The sequence below is a fragment of the Ferrovibrio sp. genome, from assembly GCF_002796975.1.
Classification (GTDB): Bacteria; Pseudomonadota; Alphaproteobacteria; order Ferrovibrionales; family Ferrovibrionaceae; genus Ferrovibrio.
Genome location: NZ_PEKV01000005.1, coordinates 34,401 through 52,618, shown reverse-complemented (window position 1 = coordinate 52,618; position 18,218 = coordinate 34,401). Strand labels below are relative to the sequence as shown.

Annotated in this window: 11 protein-coding genes; 7 read left to right on the top strand and 4 right to left on the bottom strand. The window is 56.7% G+C overall.

Annotation, left to right across the window (positions count from 1 at the left end; all coding sequences use genetic code 11):
* On the top strand, positions 1-693 hold the full coding sequence (locus CTR53_RS05225) for a response regulator transcription factor (RefSeq protein ID WP_290809736.1): 693 nt from the start codon (positions 1-3) through the stop codon (positions 691-693).
* Positions 694-827: 134 nt separating this feature from the next.
* Here CTR53_RS05225 and CTR53_RS05220 read toward each other — a convergent pair whose 3' ends face one another.
* A complete protein-coding gene (locus tag CTR53_RS05220) occupies positions 828-1,739 on the bottom strand; it encodes an MBL fold metallo-hydrolase (RefSeq protein WP_290809735.1) in 912 nt (303 codons plus the stop codon).
* A gap of 565 nt (positions 1,740-2,304) precedes the next feature.
* Between CTR53_RS05220 and CTR53_RS21200 the strand changes: the two genes are divergently transcribed.
* From CTR53_RS21200 to CTR53_RS05200, 6 genes are all read left to right on the top strand, one after another.
* Positions 2,305-3,063: a TniQ family protein gene (locus CTR53_RS21200; protein WP_367158942.1), complete on the top strand. Its 759-nt coding sequence runs from the start codon at positions 2,305-2,307 to the stop codon at positions 3,061-3,063.
* Between the two features lie 297 nt (positions 3,064-3,360).
* Complete coding sequence (locus CTR53_RS21195) at positions 3,361-3,756, top strand: DUF433 domain-containing protein (RefSeq protein WP_367158941.1); 396 nt, start codon at positions 3,361-3,363, stop codon at positions 3,754-3,756.
* 148 nt (positions 3,757-3,904) lie between these two features.
* Positions 3,905-4,585, top strand: a complete 681-nt coding sequence (locus CTR53_RS05215) for a hypothetical protein (RefSeq protein WP_290809734.1) — start codon at positions 3,905-3,907, stop codon at positions 4,583-4,585.
* Positions 4,521-5,975, top strand: a complete 1,455-nt coding sequence (locus tag CTR53_RS05210) for a DNA polymerase Y family protein (protein ID WP_290809733.1) — start codon at positions 4,521-4,523, stop codon at positions 5,973-5,975. The genes CTR53_RS05215 and CTR53_RS05210 overlap by 65 nt, the downstream gene beginning before the upstream one ends.
* Positions 5,972-9,196: an error-prone DNA polymerase gene (locus CTR53_RS05205; protein ID WP_290809732.1), complete on the top strand. Its 3,225-nt coding sequence runs from the start codon at positions 5,972-5,974 to the stop codon at positions 9,194-9,196. Before CTR53_RS05210 ends, CTR53_RS05205 begins: the two co-directional genes overlap by 4 nt.
* 365 nt (positions 9,197-9,561) lie before the next feature.
* Entirely contained in the window at positions 9,562-13,599 is a 4,038-nt protein-coding gene (locus tag CTR53_RS05200; protein WP_290809731.1) for a hypothetical protein, read from the top strand.
* Here CTR53_RS05200 and CTR53_RS05195 read toward each other — a convergent pair.
* The 3 genes from CTR53_RS05195 to CTR53_RS05185 are packed head-to-tail and all read right to left on the bottom strand — an operon-like array spanning position 13,583 to position 18,171.
* A complete protein-coding gene (locus tag CTR53_RS05195; protein WP_290809730.1) occupies positions 13,583-14,446 on the bottom strand; it encodes a hypothetical protein in 864 nt (287 codons plus the stop codon). The genes CTR53_RS05200 and CTR53_RS05195 overlap by 17 nt on opposite strands.
* Positions 14,447-14,458: 12 nt before the next feature.
* A complete protein-coding gene (locus CTR53_RS05190) occupies positions 14,459-17,170 on the bottom strand; it encodes a hypothetical protein (protein ID WP_290809729.1) in 2,712 nt (903 codons plus the stop codon).
* Positions 17,167-18,171: an SIR2 family protein gene (locus CTR53_RS05185; protein WP_290809728.1), complete on the bottom strand. Its 1,005-nt coding sequence runs from the start codon at positions 18,169-18,171 to the stop codon at positions 17,167-17,169. Before CTR53_RS05185 ends, CTR53_RS05190 begins: the two co-directional genes overlap by 4 nt.
* Between the last annotated feature and the right edge of the window lie 47 nt (positions 18,172-18,218).

The following is an 18,218-nucleotide window of genomic DNA, read 5'->3' as shown; positions in this document are numbered from 1 at the left end:
ATGGCAGTTGACCAGCCGCTCCAGCGGGGAGCAAAGCAGTCCTCTTTGCAGATCGATCAGGTTGCACAGCACCCGACCGTCATCATTGTCGATGACGATGCTGCTATCCGGGAGGCACTGTCGGATCTGCTGCAATCTGCAGGGTTCAGTTCCGCCTGTTTTGCGTCGACAGCTGCCTTGTTCAAGGCTGATGTCCTGGAGGGGCCTGGCTGCCTCGTGCTGGACGTGCGAATGCCTGGCGCAAGCGGGCTCGACCTGCAACGTCGCATGGTGCAAAGTGGCGACGTCAAGCCGATCATCTTCCTGACCGGCCATGGCGATATCCCGATGAGCGTACAGGCCATGAAGGCCGGCGCAGTCGATTTCTTGACCAAGCCCGTGCGCGACCAGGACCTTCTGGATGCCATCACCTCGGCAATCGCACTGGACGCCGAACGGCGGGCTCGTCGCATCGTGATCGAACGCAATATCCAGCGCCTCAAGGGCCTGACCCACCGCGAGCGCGAGGTACTTCAGGAAGTGGTGCGCGGCCGTCAGAACAAGCAGATTGCCTTTGACCTCGGCATCAGCGACGTGACGGTGAAACTCCATCGCAGCAATGCCATGCGCAAGATGGAGGTTGGTTCGGTTGGAAAGCTGGTCCGCATCTGGGAGGCTCTACCTCCGCCCACGCGGGATATCGGCAGGGAATAACATCTTTATAAGACTAGGCGACACACCCTACGCCACCCGTTGCCAAGGGAAAGGCCGGTCGCCACGAAGTGACGACCGGCCCATGGATACTGGTGTACCGGCGCCTCAACCCGGCGCCAGTATAAGATGAATGGTTAGTACTCCCAGTGGGCAGGGACCCAACGGAATACGTCGCCATCGACTGCGACCCGGCAGAACGGGAACGACAGGTGAGCAGCCACCAGCACCTCACCCGTTCCTGCGAGTTCCCGCAAGAGATCGACACGGACACGAGCCGACTCCTCGGGGTCGTGCTCGAAGCCGTTGTACCAGTACGGATGCTCGAACCCGACGGGAAACAAGGCGTCACCGGCGAAGGTCAGCCGATCACTGCCCGACGTAATACGAATCACGCTGTGCCCGGGAGTGTGGCCACCGGTGCGACGAACGACGAAGCCTGGCGCCACCTCGTGCTCATTGTCGAACTGCCGCAGCTGACTGCCGTATTCTTTGAGGAACCGGGTGGCGACCGACCGGAGTACGGGCGGAATCGGCTTTGGCATGGTGGTGTGAGAGAAATCCGGCTGGGCCCAGAAATCGACTTCGGTTGCCGACACATGAATCGGTACATCCGGTCGCAGCCGCCCCTTAAGCCCGTCACCAAGCAACCCACCAACATGGTCCATGTGCAGGTGCGTGAGCACGATATCGGTCACGGATGCGAGGTCGATGCCGGCGGCGTCCAGTCTTTGCGCCAGGCGTCCGGCCTTGGGGAAACCCGGATACTCCAGCCCGATCCCGGCATCGATGAGGATCGTCCGGCCGCGGCCACGCACCACGACCACGTTCAGCGGCCATTCGAGCACGTCCGGCGGCATGAACATATCCTTCAGCCAGGCTGCCAGAGCGGCCGGATCGGCGTTGGTGGCCAGCACCGAGGTCGGAATCGTCAACACGCCGTCGCTGATCACCAGCACTTCATAGTCGCCGACCTGCAGCGCATAGCGCGACGGAACCATTTCGTCGGGCTTAGATTTTCCGGGCTTCGATACAACATTCACATTCATGATTGCCTCCTGTTTTGGCGAGGCGATTGTCATCCATGCATCTGCCCCTGGACATCGTGCGGGGAGCTAGGTTCTGCAACCCAAGAAGCAGTTAGACCTGCACTTTGAGGTAGGTTTACCTGCGCTGCTGGCGCGAGACCGGATCATCGGCTATCAGGCAGCCCTGAGGCCGTTTGAATGTGAAAGTCAAAAAACAAGGCCACCAATCAAAGATTGGCCGACTTGCCTAGAGATCACATGAGTCTGCAGTCCAACAGTAACGCATTGAACACTAACCCTCAGGCTTGAGACAAATTCTCAATCATTGAGTTCGGTTTCTCAGTCTTTGCAGGACGGAACACCAATCATGGTCCGTCGAACTAAGATTGATAGTCGGGAGCGCTAGAAATCAAGAACTTATGCACTCTCGCCCGAACGTGATTGTTAGGCATGTCTTATTCCGAACGATATTCGAAGAGTCGCGCCTCCTTCGAAATGTTCGCCCTACTCACGTGGCGATCTCTTTCCGCTAAACCGCTCTTTGAAACAGCAGGTAAAATGGAGCAAGCGAATCATTGTCAGAGGCATGACGATGCGGCTTGTGATTAGGTGCGAACCAAAGCTCGGCGAAGGATTGTTAGGCTATCTCCTGCGGCTGGTGGACCTGAACAGCGGCGATAATCTTGCCGCGACATTTCAAGTGGCTAGGCACTCGGTATATCCCGCACTTTCTCGGGCAGCGGATATCGTCACATCCAACAGTACCGCAGTTGGCGTGCGTCATTTCCCATACTTTTTCCCAGATCACACTAGCATCGGAAAAGTCGACCCAATCTACTTCCATGGCCACAGCTTGGAACGCCCGGAAGTAAACTTTGCGAAGCCGAAATTTTGTCCCACATGCCTTTCCGAAACTCTTATGCTTCCGGCGATTTGGGAGCTCACTCATTATGTCGTCTGTCCCAAACATCGCACTATATTAGAAAGTTATTGTGCTCAATGTGGCACTTCGCTTAGCTGGATGCGTCGATCATTGCATAGTTGCCACAATTGCAAATTCGATTTTCGAAATACAAAACCGCGACCGGCCTCCAAGACGACAATCGAGTTCGTCCGCTTGATTGAAAGGAAGATTCTGAATCAGCGGTTGCATAGCAGGTCTCCCAAGTTTGAGATTGCTGCCAACCACTTAAACCTTCAGGAACTACTCTCGCTCTGCACACACATCGGTCGCCCAAGGCTTATTAAGGAGAAGAACCCTAAATTTTCTTGTCGCAACGCCCTCGAGACAGTAGAGGCCTTTGTTCGAAATAAGCAATGCATCAAGTCATCGCCACAGAGCTGATTTGTTTAGCTTCTTTCACCGAATCGTGCCCTGTCCAAGCGACGGGCAGTGTCAAAGAGCTTTTCTCTGTTTTCCTGTGTGATCAAATCACCCGCTGGGCGTATCTGCCTTGCGTGGGCACCACTGTCAGAATCAGTCCTTAGAATAAGTATGATGTTAGCTGCTGGGCCATTCAGCAGACGATCCCATTGCTCGACTAGGTGAGGGGCGAGATAATTTGGCCCCCTCCACCTTGCTTCAAATTCCCTGCGCATTTCAGAGATCGTTTGATCGGGATTCCTCTCCAGCAATTCGCAGATGCATTCTGATGCGAGCCAGGAGAAGATATCTGATCGCTGGTATCTTGATGATCGCGGGACATCCTCAAAGGTAAGCGAGTCCAGCCGACTCAAGAATTCAAGGTTTTCCACAGTCATGGCCTGGTACGATCCTTACATAGTATCTGACCCGGGAATTCACTCTGGAGCCCCCGTCATCAAAGGTACCCGAGTGACAGCAGATATTATTGCTGCCTCGGTGAATGCCGGCATTCCCATGGCCCGGATTCTCAAGGCATATAACTGGCTCTCAGAGATTCAGGTTAAGGCAGCTGTTGATTACTGTCGGGACCATCCGTCAGCCCCGCGCCAGCTCAAGCCACTCGATGGAATCGCCCCGATTAAGGTGTCTGTTGTAGTTTGCCGGAAAAAATGACGCGCAATGCCATAAGAAGGAAAAGCTATATTTCGTGGGCGGGATGGTCGGGCGGCACTAGATAGGCTTTGAGTCTAGGAAAAAGTACATATTGAGAACATACGGGGATAATAGTAGAACATGATGCCTGCAAATACTCGGAGGCCTCATGAACCAGCTTTCCCCCCTGGCAGATCTGCGCAGCCAGCTGGCGCGCATTACCAGCACCTGCCGCCGACCCTCTGTTCAAGGCATCCCGATTGGTGTGCCCGAGATCGACAGTCTGCTGCCGGGTACCGCCCTTGCCCGCGGCGGCATCCATGAAGTCATAGGCGACCAAGGGGCCATCACCAGCTTCCTGGCTGCACTATTGGGTCGCCAGAAGGCGGTCCAGCATGTTCTGTGGGTCACGCCGCAAGGCGACCTATATGCCGGCGGTCTAAGCCAGCTGGGCCTTTCCCATCGCCGCGTGACCGTCGCCTGCACCCGCCAGACCGACAACCGGCTCTGGGCGATGGAAGAAGCCCTGAAGGATTTACCGAATGGCGCCGTCGTAGCCGAGATCGAGCAGGCAGACCTGACCGAGACCCGGCGCCTACAGCTGGCGGCAGAATCCAGCGGCTCAATCGGCTTCCTGATCCGCCGTGACCGGCAGCCGTCAGCTGCCTTGACGCGATGGCTGGTGGAACCTGCCCGAAGTCGGGACATCCGACCAACCTGGCGCCTGGCCCTGGAGCGTGTCCGGGGTGCCGAAGCTGGAGGGTCCTGGATGCTGGAATTCAATCATGCGTCGCTATGCTTCAATCTGGTTGCCGCGCTGGCCCACGGACAGGCTGAAGCGGCGGAATAGTCCTGCCACTGGCCCTTTCGCGCTGATCGAGAGCGCAGGCAGCACCTTCCGGCTGTCGGCGGTTAACTTGATGGCCTTCAAAATGCGCCTGACGGTCGGCATGACGCTTGCTGATGCGATGGCTTTGGTACCGGCTCTGGTGACGGCGCCGGCCGACACCCAGGGCGACCAGGCTGCATTGGAGCGCCTGACCGACTGGTGCTGCAGATGGTCGCCGACAGTGGCGGTCGACGGCTTCGAAGGCATCATCATCGATATCACCGGGGTGCCGCATCTCTTCGGCGGCGAAGACAACATGCAGGATCAGATGCGTGCCGCATTCCGGCGCATGCAGGTGACCGCACGCATCGCGGTCGCTGACTCCCCCGCCGCTGCCTGGGCCTGGGCCCGGTTTGGTGCTGGCGGCTCGCTACCCGGCCGCGCGACCGCCCTGCAGGATCTGAAAGACCTGCCCGTGGCGGCCTTGCGGATCGATCCGCATATCGCCGAGACGCTGACCGCACTCGGCCTGAAAACCGTCGGCGCCATTGCGAACCTGCCGCGCGCGCCGCTGGCCAAGCGGTTCGGCCTCAACCTGCTGAACCGCCTGGACATGCTGATGGCGCGCGAGCCCGAGCCGATCTCGCCGCGCCAGCCGCAGGCGCCATGGCGCTCCCGCGCCAACCTGGTCGAGCCCGTCTCGACACGCGACGCCATCGACACCGTGCTGATCCATCTGCTGGAGGCGCTCTGCAAGCTGCTGGCCGACGAGCATCTCGGCGCCCGCCAGCTCGTCCTGACCGCCTTCAGGATCGACGGCGACGTGCAGACTATTCGGGTTGGCACGTCCCATCCCAACCGCGATCCAAAGCATCTGGCACGCCTCTTCCGGGATCCTCTCGATGCCATCATGCCCGGTTTCGGCATCGAGAGCTTCATGCTGGAGGCCATGTCAGCCGATCCGTTTTCCGCCGAACAGGCGAGCCTTGAGGCGACCCAGCAGGGCGATAGCCGTTTCTCTCAGCTGATCGACCGCCTGCAGGGCCGGCTCGGCACCCGCAACGTCTACCGCTTCGAGCCGCTGAACCGACACACCCCCGAGAATGCCTTCACTAGGCTTTCCCCCATGGCCCGCTCCGCCCAAGAGATGCCAGAGACAGATCCACGGCCGGCCCGGCTGATGCAACCAGAGCCCATCGAGATGGAGGCAAATGGCGAGGCCTTCACCTGGCGCCGCATCCGCCGCCGCATTGCTATGACGACGGGTCCGGAACGACTGCATGGCGAATGGCGCAATGGCGGGATGGACATTGCCGCCCGCGACTATTTCCAGATCGAGGACGAAGTCGGCCGCCGCTACTGGATCTTTCGGGACCGCGGCGGCTGGCACATGCACGGGATATTCGGATGACCGAATACGCGGAGCTGAATTGCCTCTCGAACTTTTCCTTCCTCGAAGGCGCCAGCCATGCCGAGGAGTTAGTCCGGCAAGCTGCCTTCCTGGGACTGAAGGCTGTTGCCGTAACCGACCGCAATACGCTGGCCGGCGTCGTCCGCGCCCATGTGGCAGCCAAGGACAGCAACATCCAGCTCATCGTCGGCGCTCAGCTGGATTTTGAGGACGGCCCGTCTGCCGTCTGCCTACCGGTCGACCTGACGGCTTACTCGCGACTTAGCCAGCTCATCAGCTTAGGGCGCCGGCGCGCCGAGAAAGGCTCCTGCCGGCTTTATTGGGCGGACCTGATCGAGCGCATTCAAGGCCAGCAAATCATCCTGCTGGCGCCGACGAAGCCTGAGACCGCTTTCATAGAGCGGGTGAAGATGCTGCGCGATTTGATTGGTGATGATTTGAGCCTGACTGTCTCCAACCTGATGCGCGGCCGCGATCGCCAGCGCGTCGCACTCTGGGCCAAGGTAGCCGAGCAGACCGGCGTGGCCCTGGTTGCGACTAACAGCGTGCTCTACCACGTTCCCGCTCGCTCCCAGCTCCAAGATATTCTGGTGGCGACTAGGCACAAATGTACTGTCGAACAGCTGGGCATGCGGGCCGAACCGAACAGCGAGCGGCACATCAAATCGCCCGAGCAGATGGCCCGGCTGTTCCGCGACCATCCGGAAGCGCTCGCGCGTTCAGTCGAAATCGCCGGTCGGTGCAGGTTCTCTCTGTCCGAGATCCGCTACGTCTACCCTGAGGAAAGCCGCGGCGACAGCGCGACGCCGATGCAGGAGCTGATCCGCCTCACCTGGCAGGGCGCCGCGCAGCGTTTTCCTGCCGGCATCCCCGACAAGGTCCGTGCCCAGGTCGAGCATGAGCTGAAGCTGATCGAGCAGCTGGATTACCCCAACTACTTCCTGACCGTCTGGGACATCGTCCGGTTTGCCCGCAGCAAGGACATTCTGTGCCAGGGCCGCGGCTCGGCCGCTAATTCAGCCGTCTGCTTCTGCCTCGGTGTCACCTCGGTCAATCCGGCCGAACAGGATACGCTGTTCGAGCGTTTCATCTCGGCCGAACGCAACGAGCCGCCAGATATCGATATCGATTTCAGCCACAGCCGCCGCGAAGAGGTGATCCAGTATGTTTACAGCCGCTACGGCCGCGATCGAGCGGGCCTAGCAGCTGTAGTGATCTCCTTCCGGACCAAGCTTGCCATCCGCACCGTCGGCCGGGCGCTCGGTATGTCCTTGGACACCATTTCCCGCATTGCCAAGACCATCCACTGGTGGTCCAAGGAGAATTACAGCGAGGCATCCCTGCGCGATGCTGGTATCAACCCCGATTCCGACCTGATCCGGGTGACAGTCGAGCTTGCCAACGAGCTGATCGGCTTCCCACGCCATATTAGCCAGCACCCGGGCGGTTTCGTCATCACCAATGGCCCGCTCGGCGACCTGGTCCCCATCGAGAATGCTCGCATGGCCAACCGCACCGTCGTCCAGTGGGACAAGGACGATCTGGACGCTCTTGGCTTGCTGAAGATCGACGTGCTGGCTCTGGGGATGCTGACCTGCATCGATAAATGCTTCCAGCTTGTCGAGCAGCACTATGGCAGGAAGTACGAGCTGGCCAGCATCCCGCAGGACGACAAGACCACCTACGACATGATCTGCAAGGCAGACACCTATGGCGTCTTCCAGATCGAGAGCCGCGCCCAGATGACCATGCTGCCACGGCTGAAGCCCAGGGAGTTCTACGACCTGGTCGTCGAGGTCGCCATCGTACGGCCCGGGCCCATCGTCGGCGGCATGGTTCACCCCTACCTGAAGCGGCGCCAGGGCCTGGAGCCTGTGACTTATCCGTCCGAAGCGCTGCGCCAGGTCCTGGGCAAGACAATGGGCGTGCCGCTCTTCCAGGAGCAAGTCATGCGGATATCAATGGTTGCCGCCGGCTTCACGGCCGGCGAGGCCGACGGCCTGAGGCGTGCCATGGCGACTTTCAAGCGCACCGGCACCATCGGCACCTTCCGCGACAAGCTGATTAACGGCATGCAAGAGCGTGGCTACGACATCGCTTTTGCCGAAAGTATCTTCGAGCAGGTCAAAGGTTTCGGCGAATATGGCTTCCCCGAGAGTCACGCCGCTTCATTCGCGCTGCTGGCATACGCCTCGAGCTGGCTAAAGTGCCATTACCCGGCAGCCTTTGCAGCTGCCATCCTGAACAGCCAGCCCATGGGCTTCTACTCGACCAGCCGCCTGATCATCGATGCGAAAGACCATGGCGTTGAGGTCCGCGACATCGACATCAACCACTCGGACTGGGACAGCATCCTGGAGCCTGCTGCCGGCCGGTACGGCCATGCCCTGCGATTGGGCTTCCGCGAGATCAAAGGACTGCGGCAGGAGGATGTCGACCGCCTAGTGAAGGCTCGCGACGGCGGCTATGCCGCCATCCGCGACATCTGGCGCCGGGCCCAGCTGCCACCCGCCATCCTGGAGCGCCTGGCGCATGCCGATGCCTTCGGCTCGCTGGGCTTAAGCCGGCGCGACGCACTCTGGACCATCAAGGGCTTGAGCGATGCCCCGTTACCGCTGTTCGACTTTGCCGAAGCAGTGACGCCGCCGGGGCACAACTTGCCGCCAGCCGATACCGGCATTGAGGAAGACGTCACGCTGCCCAGAATGACCATGGGCGAGAACGTCATCCACGATTACCGACAAAAAGGCCACTCCTCTCGTCCTCACCCGATGCTATTGCTACGGTCGCGCATGAAGGCGATGAACATCGTGACCGCGCGGGATCTGTTCGACATCGCCAACGGCAAGAAGGTACGAGTCGCCGGCATCGTGCAAGTCCGCCAGCGGCCGGTCACGGCATCTGGTGTCATCTTCGCCACCATCCAGGACGAGACCGGCGATGCCCAAGCCATCATCTGGCCAGGCGTCTTCGACAAATTTCGCACGGAGACCCTAGCATCGAAGCTGATGGTCATCGAGGGCAAGCTACAGAAGGAAGGAGAAATCATCCATGTGGTTGCAAATCGCATCATCAATGCCAACGAAGTCCTGGGAGAGCTCGGAGATATTGACCTGGATACTGATTTCAACGTCCTCAGCCGTGCCGATGAAATGAAAAATCCGCCCCGCCAAGTGAAAGAAGTACTGGTCGCCCTACCAGATAGCCGTGATTTTCATTGATGCCTCGATACAAAGACTTACTGACGCCGGCCTTGCTACGGAAAGAATACCCTATCCATATCGAGGTGCCGCTCCCGTACGGCGGCTTTCGGCTCCGGTTAAATCTAATTGAACAATGGCTGACCGATTACACAGAGCACCCTGATTTCGGGCGCTGGAGTACTACGAAGGCCCGGATAGATCATGTGACCTGGGCCTTCAAGGATGAGATAATCGCACAGGCATTCCGAGCGCACCTAGAAATGGTCTTGAAGTTGACGGATAGACAGGTTCTGAACCGGCTGACTAAGCGGGGCACTGAAGACATCTAGACCCACCTCGGCAGCAACGGATATAGTTGCGCAATTACATAGACGAGAACGGCTGTGCGGCTTAACGACCTAAAAAAATTCAACCGGAAACAAATCCAGCAGGCCGGTACCCGCTACAGCCCTGGCGTGGATCCGAACGCCCCAAACCTGCAAATCAAAGAACTTATAGACGCCATTAATGGTATCGGAGCCACCGACACCCACCGCAACTGCATCGGCGCGGTCATCGAGCCGATCCGCAAGGCATCCTGGGCCGAAGGAAACTACGCGGAACAACTGCATGCGGCAGTGAATTTACCGCTGAGCAAATACCTGAAGATTCTGGAAGCGGTCCGCGATGGGAAACCAAAAGACATACAGAAGTGTCTGGCAACTGCGACCAGATGGACTGCAGAATTACTGCTGATCATTGACGTTGTCGAAGACATGGCAGAAGAAGCTGCGGAAGTTTATCGCAGGAGCCGCGAAACGCCGAGCCCTGCCAGCAAAGCAGAAGAGCAAGCAAACAGTACCGCGCATACACTCCGAACATTGGCCGGGCACTACCGCAACATTTCAGAAGTCCTAACCTCGCCCTCCATGAGGGCATTCAGCAATGCCGCCATATTCATTCTGGGGGGTTGGGGGACGGGGAAGACTCATCTGCTGTGCGACGTCGCCAAAATTCGCGGACAGCAGAATCAACCCACCATGCTAGTTCTGGCCCACCATATCCCGCCAGACGTGCCACCCCTAGACGGCCTGGCAATCCTGTCTGGCCTAGCAGCTACTGGAAAGAACCTAATTCGTCAGCTGGCGAAGCTTGGACAGGCAACGGGCACCCGCGCCCTACTCATTATCGACGCCATCAACGAAGGCGACCGCGATGCCTGGCGCAAACACCTCGCGAGTGTGGCGGATTCGACAAGCAGCCATCCTTGGCTCGGCATTATCTTGAGCTGTCGGGAACCGTTCGACGAACTGATTGCGCCGAACGGGTTACCGCCGCGCTTTGTCGCAATCCGTCATAAGGGCTTTGAGGGCATCGAACTTGAGGCACAAGAGGCATTCTTCACGTATGCAGGTATCCCGTTCCCAGAAGTGCCGCTGCTGAGCGAGGAATTCGCCCGGCCACTGATGCTGAAAGTTATCTGCGAGGCATTCCAGGGCCTGAAGAAGAAAGAAATCACTAAAGGATTTGAAGGCATCGCCTCCGGTCAGAAGAGCATGACCTTCGTCTTAGAGATGTTTATCAAGCGGATGGGCAGTGAGATTGGTAGGAAACTCAGCCTTTCGCCCGATTTCTTCTGGTATCTGCTAAAGGGCTCGAAGCAAACCCGAAGCCGAACGCACACAGGGATCGCACTAGAAATGGCTGCCCGTACAACGGAGAGCCTGCCGCGCAAGAAGGTACTTAGCCTAATCCTGGACCATTTGCCCACAGGTTCAACGGTCAGTCCCAAAGCAGTACTTCAGCAATGTGCCGCATCCGGTATTCTGGTTGAGGATGTCGTTTGGACGGGTAGTAGCAAAAAGTACGATGAAATAATACGGCTCCCATACCAGCGCTTCAGCGACCATCTGATAGCTCGCCACCTGATGCTGCCCCTGGAAGTTTGTAAAACAGCGGCTGATGTCAGGGCGGCCCTGTTACCAACCTCACCGCTCGGCAAGGTGTTTGAGCCGATGCCGTACGGTTACTCCTATCAGAATCCGGGCCTTGCTGAGGCCATCGTGGCCGAGTTTCCGGAGCGCGTAGTGCGTTCTCTGCCCGAAGACGAGCGTGAGATTTATTTCTATCTGCCGACCGCGTCCCAGGTATCCGCATACATGCAAAGGCCATTCCTGAACAGCTTGGTCTGGCGCAGCGCGAAATCGATTACTGCCCAGACCGACAAGCTGCTCGGCGGCTACATCTGGAACGTTGATCAGTGGTCGCAACATGAGTTCTTCGACACCATGATGGTGCTGGCGACCAAGAAGAAGCACCCATACAGCGCGCTTCGCCTTTGGACAAACCTGGAAAAATTCGAGCTTTGGAACCGCGACATCACCTGGACGGAGTTTTTGCGATATGCTGGGGAGTCTTCGGCCCCGAATAAAATCTGCACCTGGATCGAGAAAAACCTGGCCGCTATCCAGAGTTCAGACATCGCGCACAGCTTAATTGTGCTGCTGTCTCTGCTACTAACATCGACCATCAAGGATTTGCGAGACCGGGCCACTCGCGCACTAGTGCTGCTCGGCGAGCGCCATATGCCTGCCCTGTTCGAGCATGCCCGCCTCGCGCTGGAACTCAACGACCCGTATGTCCGGGAGCGTATGCTGGCCGCCAGCTATGGCGCTTTGATGAACGAGCAAACCCGCATCGGAAGTCCAGCTTTGCGTGGTGCAGTCTGCGATTTTGCAGAATTCCTATATCTGAGCATGTTCGAGCCGGGCGCAAAGTTTGCCACCCACCACATTCTGATGCGCGAATACGCGCTTGGCTTCATCATGCTCGCGGAACGTGCGGCTGGCTTTCAGGTGAAGCGAGCCTGGCGCAAAAACCTGAAAAAGCCGTACCCACAAATACTAGCGCCATTCCCTGATGCCAACCTTTTACCACCCGATATGATCAAGTCGGGCGAAGAAGCCATCGGCATGGATTTCGGCAACTACACCATCGGGTACATGGTTGATGGCCGGAGCAACTACGACTTCAAGCATCCCGAATACGTCGCAATCCGCAAGCAGATTGCCTGGCGTATTGCAGACCTTGGTTTTTCAAAAGAACGCTTTGGCCAAATCGACAACTTAATCGCCAGAACACAGAGCGTATCACGCGGCGAATATGACGGCCGGGTAGACCGCTATGGCAAGAAGTATGGCTGGATCGCCTACCACGAGGCCTATGGGTATCGCGGCACACTTGGCCTGCTCTACAAGCACGCCGACCACCGACCTTCGGAAATGGAAATTGATCCATGCTTCCCAAACGGCGCCATCAAAGAGCCGTTTCCGAAAGTCGTGGAATTCCCAGTCGGTGACATTGGCATGGACACCTGGCTTCGGAAAGGACCGTCACCCGACTTAGAAGCTCTCCTTGTCGGCGACCGGGTCGCAGGTATCCCGGGTCCGTGGGTCATGATGGACTGCTACCTGAGTCCAAAAGCACCTGATGATCCCCGCGAGATGACAGTGTCCTGCCGCGGCATGATGGTCCGTCCCGATCAGGTTGCTGAACTGCACGGTAAGTTCCTGGCAGTCGACCATCCCAGCAACGCTGACATTCCCAACCCCGGTACGGACCGCAAAACGTTCATGGGCGAGGTTCCCTGGTCACCGCAATTCGCCGACTGGCTTACCCGGCACGACCGGAGGCAGATGCATGAGGCGATGGAAAATTGGATCGACGTGAAGCAAAGGCGAAAAATAAAGCCCGCTGTCGCCGAGATCCTTAAGGTTCTGAGCCGTCGAGAGATCGAAAGCGCCCGACTTTCTCCAATCTTCGAACCGGGAAAGACCAGAGTGACCCCAGAGTTTGCAGGACTTGTGGAGGCGATGGAAGCGATCAACAGCAGATTGGCGCCACACGCGAAGGTGACGATGGGTGACCTCTTTTCGCTACCTTCAGATCAGGATGTGACGCGGGGATACACTGTCGAAACTACGCGCCGTAAGATTCCCGGTATGCAAGTCGAGCTACCCGCCTTTCATATCGAACTGGAGGGCAATCCCATCATGCGCGGCCAAGGGGATCGTCACCTCCCAGCCCCCCGCATCTGTAGCCAGATGGGTTTGCGATATGGCGGCCGCGACTTCGGCATGGTCGATGCATCTGGAAAAGCGGCTGCAATCGCCATTCGCTCGCCGGACGGCAGCCCGACCCCAGGGACCGGCCTCTATCTGCGCAGCGATATCCTGGACAAATATCTCATGGATAACGGGATCGTAATGACCTGGGTAATCTGGGGCGAGCGCGAATATCACTACGAACACCACGAGAAGCGTGTCGACCCTGGTGCTTATGAGAAGATTTGGCAAGCGCGAGAAAACTTGCACCGCGGTGTTGTTGTCCTCGGTGCTAAAAATGCGCTGACGGTCCTGAACCCTGTCAGTATCGACGCTTGAGTACTTCCGTTGCGCTAAAGCGCCTAAAATATGGCGGTGTCCGAACGGCATTCATCAGATCCCAGAACATCGCCTTTGCGAGCGGCTGCTCAATCTCTGGCGGCACGACATACGTATATGCGATCTCACCTGATTCCTGCCGCAAGCAACCACGATAGACGGGTTGCAGATACTCGAAGATCGCCCATCGGATTTCGTTCAAGAACTCGGCGAGTGTGCTGGTGTGGTACGAAAATACATGTCTATAAAACCACTCGTAGAATGCATTGATCGACTGATAGCCCTCCTGCTCTCCCACGGGATTTCCGCTTGCCGCTAGGATATCTTGAATTTTGCGAACATTGTCCTGCAGTCTGGAAAAGTTATGTTTGCTGATATTGGCACAGATTTTCAGGTACGAGATTCGTTTCACATTGAGGTCCGCTTCAAGCTGAAGCTCAGGAAACCAAACTTTCTCTACTAGCGATTCACCATCCAACCAGGCCCAAAACTGATCAACTGCTTTAGTGAGACCGGATGCGTCGAATCCCAGTAGAGGGTTCGAACAAATCTGCCGGAGATAGAATAGGTAGCTGTTTGCTACCTGATCCAGGTCTGGGGGTGATGGCAAATTGAAGGGAATTCCTCGCTTCCGAGATGGCTGCGGACGGGAGAGGAAGTCTCCGAGTAGAATGATGAACACGCGGGAATGCGCTTCTGTATTGAAAATTAACTGAACGTCTTCAACGAGATCACCCTTAACGAAGCGAGCGTAATTCACCATTTCACCAATCATGTCCCAAACCGCAAAGAGCACGATGACTTCCTGCTCTGTCGGATTAAATGTGGGAGCTGTGCTTGTGGTCACGCGTTTAACTGCCTAATCCGTTTCGATCAGAACGTTTCGCACTCGCGGCAACGGATCCGTCTTACCGCTAGCCAACCAGTACTGGACAGCATCGAATCCTGCCATTCCAAGTTTACTGACCGCCTGCGCGAGCGCTACACATTGGACACGCAGTTGCACGACATCTTCCTCAAGTCGAAGTGGCTCATACCAATAGATCGGGTAAACAGCTTTGTATCGGTATCCATCCAATATGACAGATACTAGATACTGAACCTTTTCCGACAGGGGTGCGGGTGTTGTTTGGACATATACCATGAGTTCGTGCAGCGCGAATGACCCGCCCTCCTTAGTCCCTTCCCAAATAATCAGTTCTGCGAGCTTCTCGATTACCCGATCTGGGATTATCGGAAGTGCTTTTCGCTTTACGCCCTCCGACCAATGTTGAAGTGCCCATAGCCCTTCGTTCCGAGGCTCGTCATCGGGATTCAGAGATATCGACGTACAGATATCGTCAGCGACCCGATTAAGGAGATCCGGTTTTCGCTGCAGTAGACCAGGCATGGCAGAAATACCGGAAAGTCCATGTGCTTTGACTTCACCAATAAAGTAGCGAACTTGCGATGCCTCTGGCTCCGCCAATCGCGGCAGGATGACTCGGGCGAGGACAGTCATTACCCAGTGCATCCGACCAGCGGCAGCACCCAAGCTCCACTGTGACTTCGTTGCAAGTTGAGGCCCTTCCTCTGCCCACCATTTCTGGATCTCGCCGAACAAGCGGAAAGCCTCTTCAGCAGACCAGTCGATCGCATCCGGACTGGCGCCTGGGGTGGCCCCACTGGTGCCGACAAGGAGCGATATCAGCCATCGATTGTCATCGCTACCGTATGTCATGGAGTTGCCAGACGTAAACCGCTTCAATCCTCCCGCCAGTGTGGCGGATCGATAAGCATTTGCGCGTTGGCCGGGTTCGAGTTCTGGGATACTCAAAATTTCGGCTGCTCTAAGTCGGTGTTCCTCCATCCACTTCACTGGCTCCGGCATCTGCCAGACCAAAGACGCGAACGCATGCTGTTCGTCAGCCGTGAGAACACCTAACCGATGAACTATCTCCAGAAGCCGAAGCGCTGCGCCGCTTTTTGACGCTAAGCTGATTAGGTGCTTGATGCGCTCCGGCCGGATGTCGTCCGGCCTTTCAGCTTTGCCTGTTATATAGATTGCTGGCTCCGGCCACGACGGCTCGTGCGCATCGATTTCTTCCGGCACCGGAAACTCCACAACTTCCTTGACCAGCTGATGCCGCTCGACTTCGAGCATATTCCTCATCATTGCTTCAATGGCATTGCCATAGCCGCCGGCCATAATTGGTCTGCGGCACATAGGAAGGCGTGCCATACGCAGAAATCGGGCGACATACTTCACTCTGTTTGAAGTCGTGAAGCGTTGGTGGAATCGAGGCAAAAGAAACGTGAGAGTCCGTATCGCGTCTTCGACATAGTCCTCTCGTTCTTCCGATGGTCTTTTTTCGCGCTCAACCGATTCGAACAGATTTGCAATAATCTGTTCTGCCTGTAAAACCATTCCTTCTGGAACAGAAGGAATAACGTCGTCGGGCAACCACTCTTCGAGCGTTTCCTTTTCGCGGGCTGCCATCAAATTGACAGCAGCGAGCCAATCGCTGGCGACTGTCAAATCCGCAAAGCAATCTCGAATCAAGTCAGAAAGCATTCTCATTCCGAGCTTACCAATAATCCGATATGGAAAACCGGCCTCCTCGCGCACTCGGAGTAGCTGGATATGGTTCATCGGATACCACAGCTGTGGGCTCTTATAGGTGATACCACCGCGCCTATCCGTATCTGCTTCCTTGCGGAGTTTCCGCCGAACATCGGGTCGGGTACCCCAGAGATGTTGCAAGTCTCGTGTTGGGTTCGTCTTGTCCCGGATCGCGAGCATTTCCCAGTAGTCATCGGCTATCTGCTCATCTTCCTTTCGGTTTAGAACCCATCCCAAGCTCGAACGGATCTCTACGATCCACGCCATTCGTGAGGTAAAGAAGAAAGGCTGCTCGTGATTGCTATCCCTATGCAGTCGAACCTGACATTTCTCCAGAAGCGCATCCGCCTGCTCTGGCATTCCAATTTCCGCGAGGACACATGCCTTCCGAGCCATCCAGAACGGCTCGTCCGACGCCTCTGGATCCCAATTGGCCAATGTGTTCCGGCAGGCCGCTTCGTCGGCAACTGCCATCGCGTGCAAACATTTCTGCAGATTTAGCGATTGGTTCAACTCTGGGAATTGCTTCGTTCTCGCCTCAATACGTAAGCACCAGCGTTTGAATTCTTCGTGGTTTAGGAACTCCCGATGGTGACGAAGACAAGCGACTGCCAGAGTGTTCCAGTGCAAATGCGGCACCGACACTTCATTATTCGCGTCTAATGGATCAGTTCTTTCGAGAAGCGCCTCTAGCCGCTTCACCCAGTCGCTCTCCAGAGCACAAAGGGCGCGTTCGAGGCGCCAGTTGAGTTCAAACCAAGCCTCGATAAGCTTGGCAAGCGGTAGTTCGATTTGCTGGTAGTAGAGCAGGTGACCAACGAGGTCGGAATGAGCGCTACGCTTAAGCCTATTTGTAAGTGTCAGGAGGTTTTTAGAAGGTAGAATTAGCCACCCAGGAAAATGGGCTCGCTCGGCTTTCCACCCCTCCAACTCCTCCATAAGTTTTCCGATATCGGGTTCGTTCGTCATAGAGTGATCTCGGTGCCACGATAGTCGAAGATTTTATAACGGCAGTGACTCATATCGCGGACCGCACGCTTTGGCTGATATGTCCTTATTTCCGGCCAATTCCCAACGTCTGGTGGACGTCCTGCCTCAAGGTTCATCAAAAACCACTCGAGCATTTTGCCATAGCGGTCTGGTTCACCATCGGAAAACAGGATCGACAAATCCACGACATGGATATGGCGTTGCTGCAAGAGAGCCATCTGGGCCTTGCGAAGCGGTGAATGAATTACCAGGAAGATTGGCCGAGTGTGGCTTCCCAGATTGTCCCGAACCCACCCCGACCACTGGAGAAAATTTGGGTCGTTCCCAGAGAATCCAAGCAAGCAAAATGTGTTTTCCATGATTGACTGGCGCACCATGTTTACGAATGGTGCGTAACGCTCCGGATAACAGCGGAATTGCTCTTCTGTGAGGATGAATGGACCGTTTGATGGGAAACTTCCATGAAGCTTTGTAATCCTAGGCTGCCGGGAAGTCGGAATTTCATTCATCTTACGGACATAGGAGTACCTTCGGAGACTCATCTCGTCTGCGGCCCGCTCCAGCAGTGTGTCCCAGTTTGTTGTGAAAACGTCCGCCCATCTCTGCCGGACCAGACGATGGTGTAGATCGGAGGGAAGGTAGTGATTGTCCGGAATCGCCGTTTTTAATAGCGCTTCCAAGCCTACATCGGAGTGCAGAGCCGCGTATTCGTTGGCAATCCGGAGCGCTTCACTCGTCGCATTGACGAGCTTTGACCGCTCAGCCTTCATGGTTCCGTCCGCTGGGTTCGGATAGAGGCTGCTCAAAAATGGCTCCATGAGCTGGCCCCAATTGGGAAAGGGAGGCGCCGTTTGGAATTTCTTCTTCGCATTCTGGCTCATTCCGGCGCCCACCATGACCGCAGCTTCCCCATACTGCTGGCCACTCCAGAGCGCAGTCCGGATTGTGTTGATGTGCTCTTGGTCGGGATGGTGTGTCACTAGTGCCTCGTGATGCCTTTTTGACCCGCAGTTACCTGTTACAGAGC

What these genes read in the sequence shown, in the direction of transcription:
- CTR53_RS05225 (WP_290809736.1), top strand. Translation starts at nt 1, where the DNA reads ATGGCAGTTGACCAGCCGCTCCAGCGGGGAGCAAAGCAGTCCTCTTTG.
- CTR53_RS05220 (WP_290809735.1), bottom strand. Translation starts at nt 1,739, where the DNA reads ATGAATGTGAATGTTGTATCGAAGCCCGGAAAATCTAAGCCCGACGAA.
- CTR53_RS21200 (WP_367158942.1), top strand. Translation starts at nt 2,305, where the DNA reads ATGACGATGCGGCTTGTGATTAGGTGCGAACCAAAGCTCGGCGAAGGA.
- CTR53_RS21195 (WP_367158941.1), top strand. Translation starts at nt 3,361, where the DNA reads ATGCATTCTGATGCGAGCCAGGAGAAGATATCTGATCGCTGGTATCTT.
- CTR53_RS05215 (WP_290809734.1), top strand. Translation starts at nt 3,905, where the DNA reads ATGAACCAGCTTTCCCCCCTGGCAGATCTGCGCAGCCAGCTGGCGCGC.
- CTR53_RS05210 (WP_290809733.1), top strand. Translation starts at nt 4,521, where the DNA reads ATGCGTCGCTATGCTTCAATCTGGTTGCCGCGCTGGCCCACGGACAGG.
- CTR53_RS05205 (WP_290809732.1), top strand. Translation starts at nt 5,972, where the DNA reads ATGACCGAATACGCGGAGCTGAATTGCCTCTCGAACTTTTCCTTCCTC.
- CTR53_RS05190 (WP_290809729.1), bottom strand. Translation starts at nt 17,170, where the DNA reads ATGACGAACGAACCCGATATCGGAAAACTTATGGAGGAGTTGGAGGGG.